The following is a 19,875-nucleotide window of genomic DNA, read 5'->3' on the forward strand; positions in this document are numbered from 1 at the left end:
GCCATGCTACCGACGGCTAAAGATGAATCACAACTTGCGGCAGCGATTGCTTTAGTTGCTGGACGCCCTCTGGGGTGACCTTGGTTTGGCGGGCGTCGATCATTTCCAGATTCTTTAGTTTGGCCAACTGCAGCAGACCTGCGTCCGAGATTTGTGTGACCGCCAACCGTAGCACTTTCAGCTGTGAGAGCGAAGCGAGCTGCTGCAGTCCTTGATCCGAGATGGCCGTGCCGCTCAGATCGAGTTCTTCCAGCGTCGTCAGCTTTCCGATGGTTGCCAACGCGGTGTCGTCGATGTGGGTCGAAGCCACACTCAGATCACGCAGCGATTGGCAACCCTGCAGCGAGGCCACGCCGGCACTAGTAATCGGGGTGAATGTCAGGTCGAGCCATTGCAGTTGGGCAAACGTGCCAATCCGAGCGAGCGCACGGTCGTCGATCCCGCTGCATCTGCCCAGGGCCAAGTCGGTTGTGGGAGAATGTTCGGGTAATGCCAAGATCTGTTCGGTGGTTACGCCCAGGTAGGTCGCGTACTGCTGATCGAGCGGGCCTAGGCTCTTTTGTCCCAGCCGTGTCGCCAGGCTATGTTCGCGGTCTTTCCGCTGGTAGATGTCGACCAAGTACTGGATGAACGGCTCGCGTAGCTTTCGATCGTCGCCATCGAGAAAGAAATGTGCCAGGCCAGCCGATTCGCTATAGATCGCCCCAATGTCAGGGCTCTTCTGTAGTTGATTGCGTCCCATGGCAACCAGTTCGTCGAGCTTGATGAAGAAATCTCCCATCGTAAAACGATTCCTGGCGAACTGCAGCCGGGTGGCATCGATGCCGCCGAGGGTGACGTACCCGTCATGGATCCGTAGGGATTCCATGTACATTGCCACCGCTTCAATGGCCCAAGCGTTGGCGGTCTCGCCCACGTCTTTCGAGGCGGATCGATACTCTTGGAATAGTTGATGGGCGACTTCGTGGTGCCAGGTAGCATGGGCCTGATTGCTATCGTCGTGAAACAGAAAGACCATCTCTTCGTCGAACTGGTAGATGCCCAGCGTGATGCCGATGCGAGGCTGGGTTTTCTCTAAGTAGTTGACGTATTCTCCCCGGGTTTTGAACAGCACCACATCAAACTTCTTGCGCACCGGGCTGGGGGTGCCGCCGTTGAAGTAGCTGGCCAGTTGCCGTTCGTTGCTCCAGTACGAAAAGAACATCTGTTCCCAGGCCGAATAGACAATCTCTAGCCGCTTGCCCAGTTCCAGCCCGGCGGCCTCGCTTTCATTGGTCATGATTTGAAAGTGAGGCGTATCGATCTGCCAGAACGACTTCATCGGCCAGCCAAGTTTCGGATGATCGAACCTGGGCTGCTTGGCTCGGATGGTCACGCCAGGACGACGCCAAACGTCTCCGACCTTGTTGTAGCCCAGTATGCGCCGCGCATCGGCGTGGTCTGGGTTCTCACGTAAGACTTCGTGCAGTGTGCGATACGAGGCGGCTCCGTCTTGAGCTGCGAGCAGGGCCTGGGCGTGGTCGAACAAGGCATCGGCCTGAGCGTTACGCAGCGCGCGAAACTTCTGATACCAGAACTGCACCAACTGCGGAGCGTCTGCTTTGGGGACAAGCTGGGACGAATCGGGGACCAGGAATAAGACGTTTTCTTCCCCGTGCGGTTGGACAATCCACTCGCGCGTGATCTTGGCCTGAGCGGGCAAGCCAACTTCGTCGCATTTGGCTGCCAGTTGGGAAAGTTCGGATTGATACCGTTGGTCAATCTCGCTCCGCGACGGCGCAGCGACATCCATGGCAGCAGCAGAGACCAGCAAGATCGCAGTCGTGAAAAAATGCACAGGCAACTCAAACAGCGAGGCCGAAGCCTCTAGCTAAACAAGCGATAAGACCTTTCTATTCTAGTCTCCCAGACGTCGAAGTCCCCGCCGCTTGGCAAGGCATTTTGCCGGGGCGTTCACCGCGCAAGCAGCGTGCTGGTTGGTTTGTGATGTTTATACTCAAAATTCGTTGGAGGCCGCCGCCAGTGACAGGAAAGCGATTCTGGTTTCATACTCAAAACTAATTTGAGTACCCTGATTAGCTAAAAAACTGAAGCCATGGATGATGCAACTTGTTGTTTTTAAAAAGCTTACGAGATCTGGCTGTCACGGCTGAGCATGGAACCAACTTCATACTCATAACTCTGGACTCTCTTTTTGAGCCAGCCAGAGCGAGTTCACCAAGTGCGACAAGTTCATACTCAAAACTCCTTTGAGGCGGTTTTGAATGGTGCTGCTCGCCGATTTCGGTTTCATACTCAAAACTATTTCTCCTGCTCGGTGGGACAGTCTTGGTAGGGAACCGCGCAGCAAGCAACGCCAGGCCGACGGTCTGTTTTCTGACCATACGCTACGGCGAAAGTGTTCACCTAGCAAGCAACAGTTGGGCTGGTGGCTGCTAAGTGGCCGAGCGGACGCGGAATAAGTAGATCGCCCAGCCCAGCGTATCGCGGCCCCAGCGAAGATAGGCAGTTCTGCCTTGGTTAACCCTTTGGGGCACTTCGGCCAAGTCAGGGGCATCCGGGTGAGCGCGAGCATACTCCGAAGTCGCGTACCACTGCAGGCCTTCGTAGGTGTCCCAGTCGTCTTGGTTGCTGGCGAAGGTATGTACCAATTCCAAACCTAGTTTTTCTCCGGCTTCGGCATTGGAAGAGAAGCTGCCGAAATCTTCTCGCCTGCACCCGCATGCGGCCAGATATTCTTGGGTTGGTTCCTGCTTCCAAAAGGGCTCGCCCACAATGACCCAACCGCCGAGCTTTACCATTGAAGTTAACGCGGCAAGCGTGTTGGCGTGTCCTCCGAAGATCCAACTGGCACCCAGGCACGATGCGAGGTCTAAGCTGTGCTGGTCTGGCTTAAAATCGGCCCCATCGATTTGCTGGAAGGTGATATCCGCAGCGGGAGCTTGGGTTTGGAATCGCTGCTGGGCGGCGGCGATGAAGAAAGGAGAAATGTCGATGCCGGTGCCGCGAATTTCGTAAGCTTCGGCCATACGCATCAGAAACAGACCCTTGCCGCACGCAATATCTGCCACCTGGGCGTTGTTGGGCAGACGAAGAAGTTTCACCAACTGCGCCAGCTTGGCGTCGCTGGTCGGGTTGCAGATTTCATGTTCCCGGTGCGTGATATCGTAAAACTTCCAGGTGTCCATGGCTTCTGTACTTTCAATAGCTACCAGCAACGGAATGAGTTGTCGTAAGACACACGACACCAATGCCTGGTTCGCTTTTTAACGCATCGTTGCTGGAACCATTACGCGGGGAAAGTTACATTGTCGGACTGAATTGGCACCATCTGTCTCGGGGAAGAATCGGTTCGCGGCTATGATAACGGAAGATCACGCATCGCTGGACAGCGCGTCTCAGGCTGCTGCTGAGCAACAGCGGCCAGCTTCGCCTTCACGTTCTCGCGAAGTGTGGGTCGATGTCATTCGGGTGTTCGCTGTGTTTTGTGTTATTGTACTTCATGTCGCTGGGCCGCTTCTTTACGAGTACAACGAGCTTCCGCGGACGGATTGGTTGATCGCGAATCTCTACGACTCGTGCGTGCGGATGTGTGTGCCGTTGTTCTTTATGATTTCAGGCTATTTGCTGTTACAGAAAGACGAACCGCTGCTCGTCTTTTTTGCTAAGCGCTGTCAGAAGGTTGTTATCCCGCTGGTGGCTTGGACGGTGTTTTACGTGCTGTGGAATGTTGCCGTCGAAAAGCAGCCGTTCCCTGACGGGCGTTCACTGGCCGGGCTATTGATTTCCCCAGCTTATTTTCATTTGTGGTTTCTGTACGCACTGCTGGGCGTTTACTTGTGCGTTCCCTTTTTGCGGGCAATCGTTCATTCGACGCACCGATATTTGGTTGCCTACTTCGTGGTGCTTTGGCTTGTGGCGGTCGTCGCGATTCCGTTTTGGGAGTTGGTTACGGCAAGTCAAAGTGAAATCGACCTGAGTGTGGTTTCCGGCTACGCAGGTTACTTCATGCTGGGGTATCTCTTGGGTTGCCAGCGAACGACGATTCTTCACGCCGTGATGGGGGCGATTGGTTATGGCTGCAGCGTGGGTGTGACCTTCGCCGGAACGTGGTATCTGACCGCGAGCCAAGAGGGTGAATTCGCAGGCTACTTCTTCGAGAACTTCTCGGCGAACGTCGTAGTGATGTCCGCGTCGGCGTTTGTCCTGCTTAAGTTCGTGGGCCAGCATTCCACGATACTGATCAAGCCCAAAGCGATCCAAATTCTAGATGTCCTCAGCGGTGCCATTTTCGGCGTTTTCCTCATTCACCTGGCCGTGTTGCTGGCTCTGCATCACGGCTACCTGGGCGTAACACTTACGGGCAGCAGCGGCAATCCGGTTTACGCTATCCCACTGACGTCGATCGTCATCGGCTGCTTGTCGTTTCTGGCAGTGATGGGACTACGCAGGATGCCGATTTTAAAACGGATTGTGCCTTAACAGCCTGTTAAGAGGGAATTCGAGAATTGCTGCCAGGGTCGGCTGGCGTCTCGGGCTCAACGCTTGCTGCGTCTGGGCTGGGAAGTTCTAGAAAAGCTACCACCACGATTAAGTACACCGGCAGCGACCAAAACGTCATGTTACCAAGCAGGGACGAGAAGTCGAAGAAGTTTTGCTTGGCACTGGGAACGTGTTGGTCAGGCTGTGCCTGGTCGTATCTTCGATAAAACGGGAGTGGGAATCCGAAGGCCGTTTGGGGTGCGTATTCGAGATAGCGATCGGCTGGCGATGTGCTCACCATGTCGGGCGTAATTCGTCGCGGGATCGCATTCAGCCACACGGCATATCCGCTGGTGAGCATAATGGGAAGCAAAAACAATGTCTGAGAAAGCCGCTGCCAGGAGCGAACCTGCCGCAACCTGCGAAACGCCACCAGGGAGAAAGCAACTGTGCCAAGGATTAAGGGAAGGGAAACGATTGCAGCGAAGAGGTGACCAGTCCAAGTAAATTCGCTGTCCGATCTCCAGAATGCAAACGCCCCGGCACAGGCCACCAAAGGAAGCAGTGCCCAGCCCATGGCCAGTGCGATGCCGAGTTGACGTGCGTTCATTTCTTACGTGGGGGGGATCCATTTCGGGGGAAGCTAGTAGATAACCGCACGACACCTTTGGCCGATGGCCCAGCTAGTTGCCTGCGAATTCATTTTACGAAATTCGCGAAACTAAACTACAATGAAAGGCTGTTGGCGTTTCCGGTAGGTGCCTCGCCGAATCGGTACCGCTGCCGGCGAGCTTGGCTATTTAGCAAGTGCTGCGTTGATATGATTATTCCTATCCCCATTCCAATTGGCGAGAATCAGGTAGTCGCGGTCCAAGGTTCCGTTTGGAAGTTTGTTACCTGCACACAATGCCATCAAGATTTCGCCTACCTGTTGCAGTTGGAGGCCTTTGGCGAAGCCCACAACACATTCTACTTGGACAAAGAGGGCTCCCAGAAACTGGCTCACGTCCATGCGCAGCGGAACCTTGCCAAGATGTATGAGAACGTGGTGGTGCCTACTCCATGTCCATGTTGCGGTTACTATCAGGAAGAGATGGTCCGCATTCTCAAAGAGGAAGGAACAAGCGACCGGCTCTTCGGTGTCGGAATGGGCGTGACGGCTCTGTCATTTGTGCCGTTGGGCTTTAGTGTTCCGCATATCTGGATCGCAACCGCAACAGGCGTCTCGTTGGGCGTTGTCTTAATGGTTTACGCCGAATTCTTCTCTGGCCGCAAAGATCCGAATGCAGGCGATCCCGAACCAAGAAAACGCCTCGGCCAGAAACATACCTTGTGGGGAGAGAAGTTGGAAATTCTGCGTGAGGAACTGGCCAGGGCTGAAGCATCCGATATTGCTGAGACAGAGCTAGACCAGCAGAAGCAAGACTCCTTAGGCCGACTTTAGGCTACCGTGATTAGGATTCATCGTTTGGCCCCGTTGGGTTTGGGGGCTGCCATTGGGCTGGATCCGTAAAAAGGTCTGACGACGCGAGTTCTCGGGTTTCTCCTGAAAGCGTCACTTCCCACAAACTATAAATCGAGCGATTACTAGCATTGGATTCCGTTCCGGCGAGGAACACGATTCGTTGCCCGTCAGGGGTGAAGTCTGGGAAGCGGTTATGACGTGATTTGGAACCGACAAGGCCTCTGGGGTTGGCGTCGCCGGTTTTTACGCAGACATCATACCAAAACGGTTTTGTCCGATCAGAGCAAAAAACGATGGTACTGCCATCAGGGCTGACCATCGGATCGGCTGCCCATGCATGAATGTTCCTGTTGTGGGTGCCAGGCTCTGGAACGAGTTGAGTAGGTTTCACGTTCGGCGAAACCTTGTATAGGATGGCAGGATCTGCCGTCCCCAGCGAATCGGCCGCGTAAATAAAGTTTTCCTCTGAACTTGGAACGATGCGATCAATCTGGTAGTAGCCTTCCTCGGTCAGCCGGCTAAGCTCTGTGCCATCGTCGTTGATGAGACAAACGTCCCACTTGTCCCAGACCCAACCGCCCATACTGTACGGTCGGTGCTGGTAGGCACGAGCAAAGACAATTTGCTTACCATTTGGCGTAAAACGTGGCAGGATATCGCATTGTCCCTGCCCGTCGGTTACGGCGTGAATGGAATGATCGTCTAAGGTAAGCACATAGATTCGTGATGGTTCTGAAGCATTTTCCGTTGCCGCAAACGTAATCTGTTTGCCATCTGGCGAGAATGACGGATAGCTTTCGATGCGGTCGGTATCTGTCAGTCGTGTCACGGTCGAGGCTGCGATGTCGAAGAGGTAGAGATCGCCATCTGCAGAAGAAAAGACGAGCGTTTTACCATCGGGCGATAAATCAATGCAGACATTCCCATGCTCAACCGTAGCGTTTTTAATGCTCGGACAGCCAGGTACTAAGATTAGGAAAGTGATTGCGATGAGAGACGCAAGGCAATTCCTGGCGGAAGCTTGACGCGCGGAACTTGTGCAGGCAATGGCAAAGAGGCTACCGATTTCTTGGAAGCGGGTCATCATTAACTACGATTTGGAAAGTTTGAGCGCTTTTGGCAAAGCCATGGATGTCCGCGCCGGAAATCCAACATCGCAACCGGCCAATTTGCCACCAATCCGGGGCTTCCGACGGTCGCCCCTATTGGATTGGTGGCGTCGACTCCAATAAAGCCTGCAATTCCACGGTACAGGCGCGAATTGAAAAGATTTGCATACTCAAAATATTGTCGACAACACCTGTGCTGAAGGGAAGATGCTGCTCGGTATCTGAAAATGCTTTACGCGCGAAAACGAGTTACTTCACAGGTGTATAGCACACACGGAATGCTGCCCGATCTCTTGCTCTAGTGAACTTCCTGGACGTCGATGACTGCGACGGGGCTGCCATGGTAGTGAATGGCAACTGTCTTCAAGCCGCCGCCATACTTCGGATCAACGTAAGAAGCGAGAAGATCCGTGAGTTGCTGCGTCCAGTTCCCGGAAAGTGGAGTTACAACCAGATCAAGGATCAATTGGGAGGGATCGATACCCTGTGGTACTGCTGGTTTAAGGTCTGCTCTGTAGCCTGGCGTCGGCACGTTCACTTTACCTTTCACGCTGAGTGAGAAAGGTGCCGGAGGCTGCAAATTCGCGATTGCGGACCAACTGTGCGTTTGGAAAACAATACCGCGTCCAGTCCCATCGCTTTCAAGCATTGGAGGGCCCGGCGCGAAGAGGTTTTCTACGGTAAAATCGCTTGATCCGATCGCCTTGAGTGAGAATGAAATGTTAACCGTGTGTGGAATCTTGCGGCATGGGTCAGGCTGAGTCCGCATGAACGTGACTTGCGGTGGATTCGATTCTTTTACGATAAGATCAAAGTCTTCTCGGTCTGTGCAACCGTTGCTCGTAACAGCGATGGTCACTTCCGTTTCAGAAACTTTCAGGCCATGTAAAATCTCAGGTGTTGGTTCAGGCACGATTCTTTTCCCCATGAATAGATGAAAGTCAAAAACAAAAAGGCAAACGGTCCTTTTCCATTATTAGAACGCACAATGCCACGCCTTCTGGACGTGCAAAATTGGTAATGGCGGGGGATGTGAACTGCACGATTTGCCCTGTGAACGACTGCCGAATTTATTTGCAGCGGCTATTCATTAGCTTTACCGCCTCAGTTCGCCACAGAAGAGTCACAAAGGGCTCTCTCGCAAACCCTCTTGTCTAACGCGGAGCGCGAATTCTAAATCTTGAAAGTTCGCGACGTCTAAATGTCAGGAGCGAGCAAGTCGGTCGGAGTCGTGTTATCCAATCTCTAGCCCGTAGTCATCTTTTGAAAAGGGCCCTGATCCATGCTTACGCGATTCAACGTTGCCCGCTGCGTCGTGGTTCTTATGGGGTATATATAACCCTGCCAGAATGGCCAGGTCAAGTGTTTTATGCCAAAAACACAGTAAATCCAGTATTGTTTTTAATGGGAGGTATCACCTTATCTGGTTAACGATGGGATCTCTAACACAAAGGAGGCGGCGACCGTCTGGACTTATGTCATTCGTGTTCCTAAGGCATCTTCTCAACACATGTCGCATCAAAGACTTTTTGGTAACGAGCCGAGGTATGTGGCTCAATTTGTCCAAAGCTGCTCAACTTACCCCAGCGTGAACTGACCTTGGCGATTCTTCGATTACAAGATCGGAGTAACGACGCAACAAGTCTTGGTGACTGGTGATATCGCAATGGCGTACCGATTTGAGTTCCTCGCGCAGGCAAAGAGCCAGACCTGATTAGTCAGGCCTGGCTCTTTGGGGATTTATTTTCCAGCAACGTTTTGTCTTACTGCTTCTCTTTATCAAACGCCGAGTCGAAGGCTACATCGCTGGGGGCGAAGTCGATGCTGCGGACGAATTCGCACGACTCTTCGGCACCGTGCAGGCGGTCCATGCCGCTGTCTTCCCATTCGATGCTGAGTGGGCCGGTGTACTTGATGTCGTTCAGGGCTCGGATGATTTCTTCGAAGTTCACGCCGCCGTGGCCTGGGCTGCGGAAGTTCCAGCCGCGGCGATGATCGCCGAAGTCGATGTGGCTGCCGAGGATGCCGGTGCGGCCGTTAAGCGTGGTGATCGCGTCCTTGATGTGGACGTGGTAGATGCGATCCGGGAAGTAGCGGATGAACTCGACCGGATCGATTCCTTGCCACAGCAGGTGGCTGGGGTCGAAGTTGAAGCCGAACTCTTCGCGGTGGCCGATTGCATCGAGGGCCTTTTCGGCGCTGTAGATGTCGAAGGCGATTTCGGTGGGGTGAACTTCCAGGCCGAACTTAATACCGCACTCGCCGAACACGTCCATGATCGGGTTCCAGCGATCGGCGAACAGCTTGAAGCCATCGTCGATCATCTTGGGCGGAACCGGAGGGAAGCTGTACAAGAGGTGCCAAATGCTGGAACCAGTGAAACCGTTGACGACCGGCACGCCAAACTTTTGGGCGGCACGGGCAGCGTTCTTGACTGCTTCGGCGGCGCGATCGTTGACGCTAGCCGGGTCGCCATCGCCCCAGACCGATTCCGGCAAAATCGACTTGTGGCGTTCGTCGATGATATCGCACACGGCCTGACCGCACAGGTGGGTGCTGATCGCCCAGCAGCCAAGGTCGTATTTGTCGAGCTGTTCCCGTTTCTTGTCGCAGTAGTCGTCTTCGCTGACGGCTCGATCGACTTCAAAGTGGTCGCCCCAACAGGCCAACTCGAGACCGTCAAAACCAAACCCTTTCATGGTTTTGGCCATATCGTCCAGTTTCATATCCGCCCATTGGCCGGTGAACATCGTGACCGCTCGAGCCATGCTGTGCTCCTTACTCGGTAAAAAAACGCGTCGATGGAATGTGTGGTTAAGTTCAGGGGGGAACCTACAGAACCGGTATTTTGTCGCTTGAAGTGTCAGGATGCAACCAGACAGAGGCCGCCGGTAAAGGATTTCCAAGGGTAGTGATTTTTCCAATCCGGGGGTCTGGCCTGAATCGGGTGCTATATTGGTACAAGGATCCATGCAAAGGAGTTTTGAGGCAATGTACGCAATCCGAACCACCCTGGCCCTTGTCGCGGCCATCGCTTTCACCACGATCGCTGCCGCAGAGAACCGGGTCACGCTTGAGGTGATCACCGAAAAGGGAATCTCTATCACCGCACTGCAGTCGTGGAGCAAGCTGCTCAACGGCAAAGGGGCCGACAGTGTACAGGTGCGTGGCGGGCGCGACGGAGAGAAGGTTGGCGTCGAAGAAATCGGTTCTGGCCGCACCAAGACATTCGAGGTGACAGCGATTCTTTCTAAGAACGAAACGCTGCACATGCCCGATGGTAAACGCTTCACCAAACGCAACCTGGACGAACTGCCGGCGTGGTTCAACCGAATTAAAGTGGGAGGGGAAGAAGAACTCAAACGGAACCCAGGCCAAGACGGAATGACCGCTCAGGAACGTGACGACCTGCGCGCGAAGTTGGCTAAGAAGATCGATTTCGATACCAAAGGACAGCCGCTGGATGTGGTGCTAGGCGATATCGGACGCCATGTCGGTTTAGAATTTCGGGCCGCGCCTTCCACAATCGCCAAAGCCAAAACCGTGACGGCGGAAGACGACGTGAAGGGGATCAGCGGCGGGACGGCGCTGGCGATTCTATTGCGGGCACACGGTATGGTCATGGTGCCTAAACGCGAAGTCGGCGGGGCCATTCATTTGCATGTGTTGACGATGGGAGAACAAGAGGATGCCTGGCCAATCGGCCACGCGCCGCAGGGAAACCTCAGCCAAGTCTGCCCCGTATTGTTTCAGTTCATCGAGGTGGAAATCAATCGCAAGCCGCTTGAAGATGTCTTGGCGGCAATCTTGCCTCGCCTGAAAACACCCATGTTTCGCGATCACTACAAGATCGCCAAGGACAACTTGAACTTGAACGTCGATGTCCGTTTTCCGAAAGGGAAGACGTTCTATAAGAAGATCCTCGATCACGTGCTCTATCAGGCGATGCTCTCGCTGGAACTCAAAGTCGACGAAGCTGGTACGCCGTTTTTGTGGGTAACTTCGGCGAAACGGGGTTAACACAAAGCTGGTAAGTTGGCTGGTTTCGGTTAGAATTGTTTAAAATCGCGCAGCAATGTCGCCCGGCATTGTTGCTTTCGAAGCTCCCAACCACGCCTGCTTGGACGACTGCTTGCCATGAAGTCTCGCCTTTCTCTTTCGTTGCCACAGCCCTTTCTTCATCGCTTGACCCGCTGGGCTCTGTTTTGCTTGTTGCTGTTAAGTTGTGTTTCGATGGCTGAAGCCAACGAGATGGCGGCGTGGAAGAAGGAAGACCAGACTACCAGTTATTTCGTCGACCTGGGGGAAGGACGCTGGCTGGAAGTTGAGCCGACCGGCAAAGAGTTTCGCTTTGAAGAGCTAGATCGAAAAGACAAGCAGGTCGAACTGATCGATCGACGGCGGAACATCAAGATCAATCTATTGGCCGACTACGCCGAGTTGTCGGTCGGGGGCAAGCCGTACTCTCGCTGGCGAAAAGGTGGGTGGGTTAAAACGGAAGACTTGCCTGATTATGCCCAGATTTCTCCGATCGATCACAAGGTGCGACTGATTTATTTCGTGCCGACCGATCGAGAACCGACGGCCCACTATCGCGAGAAAATTAACACGTTGATGCACTTCGTCAACGAAACCTACAAGTACGAGTTTCGTCGTCGCGGCTTGCCTGACCGTGGCTTGGTGTTTGAGGCCGATGAGCAAGGCGTGCCAATCGTGCATTTGCTGCATGGTGAAAAGCCGGCCCAGTATTACAACGGAGCCCCCAACTACGATCCTTACTTTCAATTGCGACAGTTACAACCAGAGATTCCACGTAGCATCGGCAACGAGCAGACCCACTTGGTGGTTACCTTTCTAGAAACCTACGACTCTGGCCCCAATCAATATGAATGGCCCGGCGGGATTGCTTTAGGTGGCTGGCGATCCGCCGATGGAGGAACGGCCAACTTCTCGGCTTGGGTGCTGCAAGATATGTTCTGTGCGACCAACATCGAAGATCAGAAGAAGCTTTTTCAAGATCGCACGCCGATTGAAGGACGCACGGCGCTGGGGCATGGTCGTCAGAACTCGCCACGTTTCGAGTTTATCGAAGACGGCATGGGGGCGGTGATTCATGAAGTAGGTCACGCATTGGGCTTGCCGCACGATCAGCGCGACGATCGGCATTACATCATGGGGAACGGTTTCCGCAAGATGAGCGTGAATCTCGACGAGAAGACACCTGTCGAAAAGCGAGCCCGGTTCTCGGACGACAACGCTCGTATCTTGGCTCAGTCTCGGCTGCTCAATCCCAACGTTGATAAGGAGGATCACGAGTCGCCGAAGTTCGATTTGTCGGTAAGCAACACCGATCGCCCCAACATTTACAAAGTTCAAGTGAAGGCCACCGACGATAAAGGCTTGAAGGCAGTGCTGTACTTCGATGACGTGCGTGGGACGGTGGTCGGCGGCGACGATCTGGCAGGCAGTGCGGCTGAGAAGGATCTGGAACTAGAACTTCGCACCGATGAAAAGCAGAAAAGCGTGCGGGTCGAAGTGAAGGTTATTGATCAGGGGGGCAATATTTCGACTGCCCGCGCCACCCATAAAATACAGTAACGGATTTATGGATGTCTGCCCTCGAATTTCAGGGCGTTGGCCAAAAAACAAAACGCACCGCAGCCGGTAGGCCGTGGTGCGTTTTTGTGCATGATGGTGCGAGTTCAAACAGGGGGCTCGCTCCAGTCCTAGAATCCTACCCCAAAACTCGGTCCATAGCCATATCTTCCGTAACCCATTCCGCCGCCAATGCCATATCCACGGTAACCACCGTAATACAGGGGGGGATAGGTATTATAGAAAGGTGAGGTGTTCACCCGAGGACCGTAGTACCCTCGATAATAAGATGCTCGAACTGGATAAGAATTGTACGGTGCGTACCCATAGCCAGGACCATAACCACCGTAGCCTGGACCACAGCCCCAGCCAGCTTCCGCAGTGGAAGCCATCGCCAAGCCAAGCGTAAGTACCGTCAACAGTGCTAAAGAACGGATCATTTTCATCTCCTTAGAATTCGCGAATCGATTCGACCCTTCGTCCCCATCGAGCAAACGCCCTATCGGTATTATTCTCCGGTAGGCATTTTATGGAGGGGTATCTTCAGCAATTGCGGCTTGATGGCAGTTCACTTGCTGATGGACATTTAGTCGCCAGGTTAGGGCGGAAGAGGTTCAAGCCGAGGCTGAGGTCAATCTGGCTTCGGCTGAGAGGTTCCTCTTATGCGGGTTAGAAACCGAATCCAAAGCTAACGCCTGGACCATAACCAAAACCGCCATAAACGCCTGGGTAGCCGTAGCCACCGTAACCGCGTGGGCCATAGCCGCGATATTGGTAGAAGTTGGGTCGGTAATAGTTGCGATTGTAAGGCGTTCGATAGACCGAGACGCGTGGACCGTAGTTATAGCGGTTGTTCACCACCCCCGGTCGATAATAACGCCGCCAGCCAGCTTCCGCATTCGGTGTGGCAGTCAGCACAAAACCAGCGGCAACGACGGCAACGATTAATAACGTGCGAAACATGACTCTTCTCCTCGAAAACAGGGACAACGTTTCGTAGCCTCCTGCTACATGCATTCGCTGGAATGAACTGCACGCAGCGTGCCAAACGGCTGTTTCGAGAAGAAGAGTTCTTCAAATGCCTTCGCGAGCTTAACTGATATCGACAACCGGTTTGCCGAGCACATCCATGCGAGGTTGAATGCCGAGCCCTGGCTGGTCGGAGGCTTTCATGCGGCCATCGACACGCTGCGGGGCACCTTCCGCGATGCTGGTGGTGACGTAGCTGTTAAAGTCGGTTGATGTAAACAGGTGTTCGGTTGGCGTGCTATGAGCCAAGTGCGAAATCGCCGCAGTGACGATATCGCCTCCCCAGCTATCTTCGATGGTGACGGCCAGCCCTTGCGAGACAGCCAAGTCTCGGGCCAGCTTGGCCTTGGTGAGCCCGCCGAATTTGCTGATCTTGATGTTCACGGCATCGGCGGCGCGGTCGGCGATGCAGCGGACCAGCATGTCGTGCCCATCGATCACTTCATCGAGGACGAAGGGAAGGGAAGTCTTGGCGCGGATGACGCTGCACTCTTCGTAGGTTGCACACGGTTGTTCGATGTAGACATCGATATCGCGAACGGCATTAACCACGCGCAGTGCTTCGTGCGGCAGCCAACCGGTGTTGGCGTCGGCGATCAGCTTGTCGCCAGGTTCCAAGACATCGGCCACGGCACGAATCCGCGCGATGTCGTCGGCAGCATTGCCACCCACTTTCAGTTGAAAGCGGCGGTACCCTTCGGCCCGGTAACCAGCGACCTTGGCGGCCATTTGCTCAGGCGACTCTTGCGAGATCGCGCGATACAGCACGTGGTCTTCCCCGAAGCGGCCACCCAGTAGTTCGCACACCGGCAAACCAGCGACCTGACCCAAGATATCCCAACACGCGATATCGATGCCTGACTTTACGTACGGGTGACCCTTCAATAGGTAATCCATCCGTCGATTTAGCGGCGCGAGTCGCGTTGGATCTTGACCGAGTAACTGCGGCCCGATTTCTGCTAAACCAGTTCGCACACCGTTGGCATAGGCCGGCAAGTAAACCGGGCCCAACGGGCAAACTTCGCCATGCCCCACGATGCCACTATCGGTCTCGACCCGAACCACGGTGCTGTCAAATGTGGTGACCTGCTTGCCTTCGCTCCAGGCATAGTTGCCTTCGACAAGCGGAAGATCGACTTGGTAAGCGGAAATGCGTGTGATTTTCATGGTAATTATTTCAGGGCGGAAAATTCTCTGTATCGGAAGTCAGTAAGTATTGAGAAGGGCAGTCAATTCATGTTTTTGGCGATTAGTTGCAAGATCTATTAGTGTGCAGTGGTTTGTCGTATCGACCTCGTGCGGATTGGCTCCAGCAGCGACAAGAATTCGTACTAGTTCGCAGCTTTGTTGGTCGGTGAGATTATTTGAAAGTACAGCTGATTGCATCGTGCTGATACCCGCCGGCCCTGTAGCGTTAACATCTGCATTCGCTCGTACGAGTATCCTCACTGCTTCCGTTTGTCCCATTAAAATTGCCAATTGAAGCGCCGTATGTCCTTGTAGCTTTTCATTGATTCGGTCAGGTGACATCTCAATCGCTTGTCTCAGATCGGCGATTTTACCATCTCGGGCGCATATTGCGATTCCGTTGGGCGGGGGAACCACTTTGCCGTCGTCATGCAGTTCGTGGCGAATCTTTTCGGCATCGATTACCTGCATCCATACTTTCGTTTCACCTAATTGAGCATAGAAACCACCTTCCCCGAGGCCATCACTCATTTGTCCTTTGACGTAATTAGTTAGGATTGCGAGCGTTTCGGAGGGGAAGTTATTGGGAATCCAAAAAGTAATTTTGATTCCACCTTTCCGGGCATTAATCCAATATTCGGAGTGCCCACCCTGGATTCCTGCATCCGCTAGTTCGTCGTCGAAAAAGTCGGCAAGCACAACTTCACTCTCGGCAACAACACCGTCTAGATCTGGCGGTGGGATGATTGATGTAGCGGTGTCCTCCACGAAAAAATTACCGTCGACGTAATAGGTTAGTCGCATGATCGCCAGGAAGGTGTTGGGTGCTATTTCAAGAGGCGTTTCATCGCCGAGGCGACCCCCAGCGTGACTTGGGCCATCGTACCATAATTCAAAGTGTTTGGCGTATCGGTCGGTTCGTGGTAGTGCGGGTTACGCAGGAAGCTGGTATCGGTCAGCATCAGCGCTGGGTAGCCTTGATCCCAGAACGAACTGTTGTCGCTCATGCGGATTTCACGAATCGCTTCGGGCAAGGCGATCGAAAAGAGAGGCATTTTCGAACCACGTTTGAAGCCACGACGAAAATGGTACACCAACGGCCACGAACGAAGGTTCCCCACGGCAGCCAGGAAGTTGCCTCGTTTGGGGAACAAGCCACGTAGCCATTTCGGAATCGTTTTCGGGACGAGCTGGGTGCCAGGTTCGTCAAGAAAGTAGCCCACCATTTCCAGGCAAAGCATTCCGATGATGTTATCGCCACGCCGTTTGGCTTCGCGGGCATGATGTTGGCTTCCCATGGAGTCGACATGATAGTAGGGCGGCTCTTCGCAGGCGAATGCAACGTAACGCACCGTCCGTTTGCCGATGTGATCTTTCAGTAGACGAGCGACCTCCAGCAATACGGCAACCGCCGAGGCGTTGTCGTCCGCACCAGGCGTCTCGGGAACCGTGTCGTAGTGCGCCCCGAGTAAGACGATCTCTTGCGGGCGAAGGTTGCCAGGGATCTCGGCGATTAGATTTGTGGCGGTGTTCCCCAGGGCGTCGTAAGTTTCGTCGTTGACCGAATAGCCCGAGGCTTGCCATTGCCCGCGAATGTAACTGATGGCCGCGTTGATTGAGGTAGGCCGCTGAAGCGTGCGCGGCCCGATTAAACCTGCCAGACGATCGACATGCAGAAAGAGACGTTCTTCCAGGTCGAGCAGTTCGTGCGTGTCCATCAAGAGTCACCGCAGGTCAGGTTAAGGAATCGGATAGTCCTTTAGATCATAGAAAAACAAAACCACGGATAACAACGATGGGCACCGATATTTCATCCGGGCCCATCTGCGTAATCCGTGGTTCAAATGTTTTCAGAGGGTGGTCTGACTACAGCAAGTCGTCCAACTGATCGACCAGGTTCTCGAAATGATTCAAGGCCATGTCGACTGGTTTGGGGCTTTCCATGTCGACGCCAGCGTCTCGCAGCAGGTCGAGCGGGTATTTGGAGCAACCACCTTTAAGGAACGAGAGATAGTCGTCAAGTTCCTGCTTGCCACCGTTGAGCACTCGCATGCTCAGGGCGATTGCAGCCGACATGCCGGTGGCATACTTGTAAACGTAGAACGCCCGATAGAAGTGCGGGATACGCAGGCATTCCAATTGTAACTGCGGATCGATTTCAAACTCGGGACCGAAGTATTGTTCCAGCAGCTTCTTATAGGTTTCCTGCAGTGACTTGGAAGTGAGCGGCTCGCCTGCTTCGCACATCGCGTGAGTGATCTTCTCGAACTCGGCGAACATCGTCTGGCGGATGATCGTCCCTCGCATTGCGTCGAGATCACGGTTGATGAGGAAGGCCCGTTGCAAATCGCTGTCGGCGTTCTCTTGCAGATGTTGGCTTAGCAGTTGTTCGTTGAACGTGCTGGCCACTTCTGCGACGAAGATCGTGTAGTTGTAGTACTGGTACGGCTGCGTCTTGGAAGAGTAGTGGCTATGCATCGAGTGGCCAGCTTCGTGGGCCAGCGTGAAGACGTCGTCGAGCACGTCCGGCTTGAAGTTCATCATGATGAACGGTTCGGCGTCGAAACTGCCGCAACTGAACGCACCACTTTGCTTGCCGGCGTTGGGGTAGCGATCGCACCAACGGGCATTGGTTAGCCCTTTGTGCAGCACTTCGCCGTATTCGCTGCCCAGCGGAATCATGGCATCCATGATCACGTCGACCGCTTGATCCCAGGTATGCCGTGTCTTCAACTCGCTGAGGATTGGCACATAGGTATCGTAGTGGTGAATGTCCTTCAGCTTCATCTTGCGGCGGCGCAAATCGAAGTAGCGATGGACCGCTGGCAGGTGATTGTGGACCGACTCGATCAGGTTGTCGTAAACCGACTCGGGGATGTTGTCACCGTACATTGCCTGGTGCCGGGCACTTTCGTAGCCGCGCACTTTGGCGTAGTAGACATCTTTTTGGATCGAGCCAGATAGGGTCGCGGCCAGCGTGTTTTCGTGAGCTTCAAACTGGGAGTAGTACTGCTCGAATGCCTTCTTACGAACCTTGCGATCCGGAGAGAGGAGGAACTCCATAAACGTGGAGTTGGTCAGCTCCGACTCTTCTCCCTTTTCATCCTTGCAAGTGCCGAACTTCATATCGGCGTCTAACAGTTGGCGGAACGCTTTCGAGGCGGCTTGGGCCATTTCGCCTTGCATGGCCAGGATGCGTTCTTCTTTTTTGCCCAGCGTGTACTTCTTGTAACGCGTCATCCGTTCGAGGACGAGACGATATGGCTTAAGGACTTTCTCCTCCATCAGCTCTTGCAGCCGCTTGGCGGGAATGGCCTGGATTTCGGGAGCGATGTAGCTGGCGGCTTCGGCCAATTTGCTGGCGACCGATTGGAAGCGAGCCATGCGGCGCTGGGCTTCGTCGTTGGCCTGGTCTTCGGTGGTCTTCAGGAATGCGTAAACGCCCAGTCGTTCACCCAGGCGATCGACCTCGGTATCGAACTTCAAGCAGGCCAGAAGTTCCTTAGCACCTAACGCGAGCGTACCGCGAAATTTCTCGAAGCCAGCTTCCTTTTTGGCCAGCTTGGCGAAGTCCTTTTCCCAGGCTTCGGAATCGGGATAAAGGGACGATAGGTCCCATGTGTCCTCGACGGCCACTTGATCGCGGGTAAGAGCTTTCTTAACGGAATTCTTCGCGGCTTTGGCAGTCTTGGCCATGATGGTTCCTTACAGGCTTTATTCAGATCGCGGTATTCGAAGCCAATCGTACCGCCTAGCAGTGGTCGACGAAAGGTGAAGTCAACAAGCTGCCGCAACGACAGCCTCACCACCCTCTAACGTTCCGTATAAAGAGTAGGACACATTTTTGATGTCGACCGGCAGGAAGAGACATCATCCGTAAGGTGGTTCTCGCTGGCTAACCGGCCTCTTTACCACTGAAAAACAGTTGTGCCCCAGGACAAGCCAGCCCCGAAGCCGCACATCAGGATGCGGTCGCCGGAGTGGATTAGCCCCTTGCGAGCGGCCTCGTCCAGCACAATCGGTACGCTGCCAGCCGAGGTGTTGCCGTATTGGTCGAGGTTGACGATCATTTTCTCGCGGGGAAAGCCGAGGTTTTCGCAGGCCGCGTCAATGATACGGACGTTGGCTTGGTGGAGCAGCACCAGCGAGATGTCTTCCGGTTGCAGGTCAGCGTCGTCCAGAACGTCGCGGATTGAATCTTCAATTACCCGCACCGCCCATTTGAACACGCCGCGGCCATCCATTTGCAGATACTGCTTCCCCTCGGCCAAGTTCTCGGGCGTAAGGGGCTCTTTGGATCCACCGCCGGGGACGCACAGCATGTCGGCGCCTTCCCCTTCGCTTCCCAACGTGTACGAGACCATTCCTTGTTCGGCATTGCCAGGCCCCAGCACCACGGCCCCGGCTCCATCGCCAAACAGGGGATAAGTCTTTTTGTCGTGGGGGTTGGCGATGCGAGAAAGCAAGTCCGCACCGACCACCAAAGCACGTCGGCTGGTACCGGTTTTAACGAATTGCGCTGCCGTGATCATCGCATACAAAAAGCCAGCACAGGCCGCGCTCACGTCCATCGCGGCAGCCCGAATGCCGAGCCGCTGCTGCAGACGGCAAGCGGTGGAAGGAGTCAGCGAATCAGGCGTGAACGTACCGACCACAATTAAATCGATCTCGCTGGCATCGACGCCAGCCGACTCGAGGGCCGCGATGGCGGCTTGGTAAGCCATGTCACTGGTGGCGATATTCTCTGGCGCATGGCGGCGCTCGCGAATGCCGGTTCGCTGAATGATCCATTCTGGATCGCACCCTAGCGAGGAAAGGGCCTCGTTAGGAACCACGTTGTCCGGCACGTAGCTGCCGGTACCCAAGATCTGAAATCCAAGCAGCGAACGAAGGTGACTGCGACCAGATGGAACTGGACGCGTAGAAGAACTTTCGCTGCGGGGAGAGGAATTAGGATGCGCCGTCGCCATTCTGTCGTTTCATCGAGGAAGCGGTGCGGGAAAACCG

At 54.3% G+C, this 19,875-nt stretch carries 17 protein-coding genes; 4 read left to right on the forward strand and 13 right to left on the reverse strand.

Annotated elements, in window-relative coordinates:
• Nucleotides 1-16: 16 nt before the first annotated feature.
• The gene (locus tag DTL42_RS09120) at nt 17-1,837 is read right to left on the reverse strand and encodes a hypothetical protein (protein ID WP_114368388.1); all 1,821 of its coding nucleotides are present in this window, start codon (nt 1,835-1,837) and stop codon (nt 17-19) included.
• 598 nt (nt 1,838-2,435) lie between these two features.
• Complete coding sequence (locus DTL42_RS09125; RefSeq protein ID WP_114368518.1) at nt 2,436-3,188, reverse strand: SAM-dependent methyltransferase; 753 nt, start codon at nt 3,186-3,188, stop codon at nt 2,436-2,438.
• A gap of 172 nt (nt 3,189-3,360) precedes the next feature.
• Between DTL42_RS09125 and DTL42_RS09130 the strand changes: the two genes are divergently transcribed.
• Nucleotides 3,361-4,482 carry an acyltransferase gene (locus DTL42_RS09130; RefSeq protein WP_114368389.1) on the forward strand — a complete coding sequence of 374 codons (1,122 nt, stop codon included), beginning with the start codon at nt 3,361-3,363 and terminating at the stop codon, nt 4,480-4,482.
• Between the two features lie 7 nt (nt 4,483-4,489).
• On the opposite strand, the gene DTL42_RS09135 is transcribed toward DTL42_RS09130, so the two are convergent.
• Nucleotides 4,490-5,092, reverse strand: coding sequence for a hypothetical protein (locus tag DTL42_RS09135; RefSeq protein WP_114368390.1), 603 nt, complete (start codon nt 5,090-5,092; stop codon nt 4,490-4,492).
• Between the two features lie 210 nt (nt 5,093-5,302).
• Here DTL42_RS09135 and DTL42_RS09140 point away from each other — a divergent pair, with 210 nt between their 5' ends.
• Nucleotides 5,303-5,926 carry a hypothetical protein gene (locus DTL42_RS09140; protein WP_114368391.1) on the forward strand — a complete coding sequence of 208 codons (624 nt, stop codon included), beginning with the start codon at nt 5,303-5,305 and terminating at the stop codon, nt 5,924-5,926.
• A gap of 10 nt (nt 5,927-5,936) precedes the next feature.
• On the opposite strand, the gene DTL42_RS09145 is transcribed toward DTL42_RS09140, so the two are convergent.
• From DTL42_RS09145 to DTL42_RS09155, 3 genes are all read right to left on the reverse strand, one after another.
• Nucleotides 5,937-7,034 carry a DPP IV N-terminal domain-containing protein gene (locus tag DTL42_RS09145; RefSeq protein WP_114368392.1) on the reverse strand — a complete coding sequence of 366 codons (1,098 nt, stop codon included), beginning with the start codon at nt 7,032-7,034 and terminating at the stop codon, nt 5,937-5,939.
• Between the two features lie 320 nt (nt 7,035-7,354).
• Nucleotides 7,355-7,969, reverse strand: a complete 615-nt coding sequence (locus DTL42_RS09150) for a hypothetical protein (RefSeq protein WP_114368393.1) — start codon at nt 7,967-7,969, stop codon at nt 7,355-7,357.
• A gap of 850 nt (nt 7,970-8,819) precedes the next feature.
• The gene (locus tag DTL42_RS09155) at nt 8,820-9,824 is read right to left on the reverse strand and encodes a sugar phosphate isomerase/epimerase family protein (protein WP_114368394.1); all 1,005 of its coding nucleotides are present in this window, start codon (nt 9,822-9,824) and stop codon (nt 8,820-8,822) included.
• Nucleotides 9,825-10,047: 223 nt separating this feature from the next.
• Between DTL42_RS09155 and DTL42_RS09160 the strand changes: the two genes are divergently transcribed.
• Together DTL42_RS09160 and DTL42_RS09165 are read left to right on the forward strand one after the other, a co-directional pair.
• Nucleotides 10,048-11,076, forward strand: a complete 1,029-nt coding sequence (locus DTL42_RS09160; protein ID WP_114368395.1) for a hypothetical protein — start codon at nt 10,048-10,050, stop codon at nt 11,074-11,076.
• A gap of 117 nt (nt 11,077-11,193) precedes the next feature.
• Complete coding sequence (locus tag DTL42_RS09165; RefSeq protein WP_114368396.1) at nt 11,194-12,654, forward strand: hypothetical protein; 1,461 nt, start codon at nt 11,194-11,196, stop codon at nt 12,652-12,654.
• 128 nt (nt 12,655-12,782) lie between these two features.
• Here DTL42_RS09165 and DTL42_RS25975 read toward each other — a convergent pair whose 3' ends face one another.
• The 7 genes from DTL42_RS25975 to DTL42_RS09195 form a co-directional block, all read right to left on the reverse strand.
• On the reverse strand, nt 12,783-13,091 hold the full coding sequence (locus DTL42_RS25975; protein WP_147274215.1) for a hypothetical protein: 309 nt from the start codon (nt 13,089-13,091) through the stop codon (nt 12,783-12,785).
• A 229-nt stretch (nt 13,092-13,320) separates the two neighbouring features.
• On the reverse strand, nt 13,321-13,614 hold the full coding sequence (locus DTL42_RS09170) for a hypothetical protein (protein WP_114368397.1): 294 nt from the start codon (nt 13,612-13,614) through the stop codon (nt 13,321-13,323).
• Between the two features lie 129 nt (nt 13,615-13,743).
• Nucleotides 13,744-14,847 carry a cis-3-hydroxy-L-proline dehydratase gene (locus DTL42_RS09175; protein WP_114368398.1) on the reverse strand — a complete coding sequence of 368 codons (1,104 nt, stop codon included), beginning with the start codon at nt 14,845-14,847 and terminating at the stop codon, nt 13,744-13,746.
• A gap of 39 nt (nt 14,848-14,886) precedes the next feature.
• Nucleotides 14,887-15,636 carry an ankyrin repeat domain-containing protein gene (locus DTL42_RS09180; protein ID WP_147274216.1) on the reverse strand — a complete coding sequence of 250 codons (750 nt, stop codon included), beginning with the start codon at nt 15,634-15,636 and terminating at the stop codon, nt 14,887-14,889.
• A gap of 59 nt (nt 15,637-15,695) precedes the next feature.
• Nucleotides 15,696-16,586, reverse strand: coding sequence for a M28 family metallopeptidase (locus tag DTL42_RS09185; protein ID WP_114368400.1), 891 nt, complete (start codon nt 16,584-16,586; stop codon nt 15,696-15,698).
• Between the two features lie 148 nt (nt 16,587-16,734).
• Nucleotides 16,735-18,564 (reverse strand): oligoendopeptidase F, encoded by a 1,830-nt coding sequence (gene pepF / locus DTL42_RS09190; protein ID WP_114368401.1) that lies wholly within the window; start codon nt 18,562-18,564, stop codon nt 16,735-16,737.
• 212 nt (nt 18,565-18,776) lie between these two features.
• Nucleotides 18,777-19,838, reverse strand: coding sequence for a beta-ketoacyl-ACP synthase III (locus DTL42_RS09195; protein ID WP_114368402.1), 1,062 nt, complete (start codon nt 19,836-19,838; stop codon nt 18,777-18,779).
• Between the last annotated feature and the right edge of the window lie 37 nt (nt 19,839-19,875).

The sequence above is a fragment of the Bremerella cremea genome (assembly GCF_003335505.1).
Lineage (GTDB): Bacteria > Planctomycetota > Planctomycetia > Pirellulales > Pirellulaceae > Bremerella > Bremerella cremea_A.

Coding starts and splice junctions, on each gene's coding strand:
- DTL42_RS09125 (WP_114368518.1), bottom strand. CDS start 3,188: ATGGACACCTGGAAGTTTTACGATATCACGCACCGGGAACATGAAATC.
- DTL42_RS09130 (WP_114368389.1), top strand. CDS start 3,361: ATGATAACGGAAGATCACGCATCGCTGGACAGCGCGTCTCAGGCTGCT.
- DTL42_RS09135 (WP_114368390.1), bottom strand. CDS start 5,092: ATGAACGCACGTCAACTCGGCATCGCACTGGCCATGGGCTGGGCACTG.
- DTL42_RS09140 (WP_114368391.1), top strand. CDS start 5,303: ATGATTATTCCTATCCCCATTCCAATTGGCGAGAATCAGGTAGTCGCG.
- DTL42_RS09145 (WP_114368392.1), bottom strand. CDS start 7,034: ATGATGACCCGCTTCCAAGAAATCGGTAGCCTCTTTGCCATTGCCTGC.
- DTL42_RS09155 (WP_114368394.1), bottom strand. CDS start 9,824: ATGGCTCGAGCGGTCACGATGTTCACCGGCCAATGGGCGGATATGAAA.
- DTL42_RS09160 (WP_114368395.1), top strand. CDS start 10,048: ATGTACGCAATCCGAACCACCCTGGCCCTTGTCGCGGCCATCGCTTTC.
- DTL42_RS09165 (WP_114368396.1), top strand. CDS start 11,194: ATGAAGTCTCGCCTTTCTCTTTCGTTGCCACAGCCCTTTCTTCATCGC.
- DTL42_RS25975 (WP_147274215.1), bottom strand. CDS start 13,091: ATGATCCGTTCTTTAGCACTGTTGACGGTACTTACGCTTGGCTTGGCG.
- DTL42_RS09170 (WP_114368397.1), bottom strand. CDS start 13,614: ATGTTTCGCACGTTATTAATCGTTGCCGTCGTTGCCGCTGGTTTTGTG.
- DTL42_RS09175 (WP_114368398.1), bottom strand. CDS start 14,847: ATGAAAATCACACGCATTTCCGCTTACCAAGTCGATCTTCCGCTTGTC.
- DTL42_RS09185 (WP_114368400.1), bottom strand. CDS start 16,586: ATGGACACGCACGAACTGCTCGACCTGGAAGAACGTCTCTTTCTGCAT.
- pepF (WP_114368401.1), bottom strand. CDS start 18,564: ATGGCCAAGACTGCCAAAGCCGCGAAGAATTCCGTTAAGAAAGCTCTT.
- DTL42_RS09195 (WP_114368402.1), bottom strand. CDS start 19,838: ATGGCGACGGCGCATCCTAATTCCTCTCCCCGCAGCGAAAGTTCTTCT.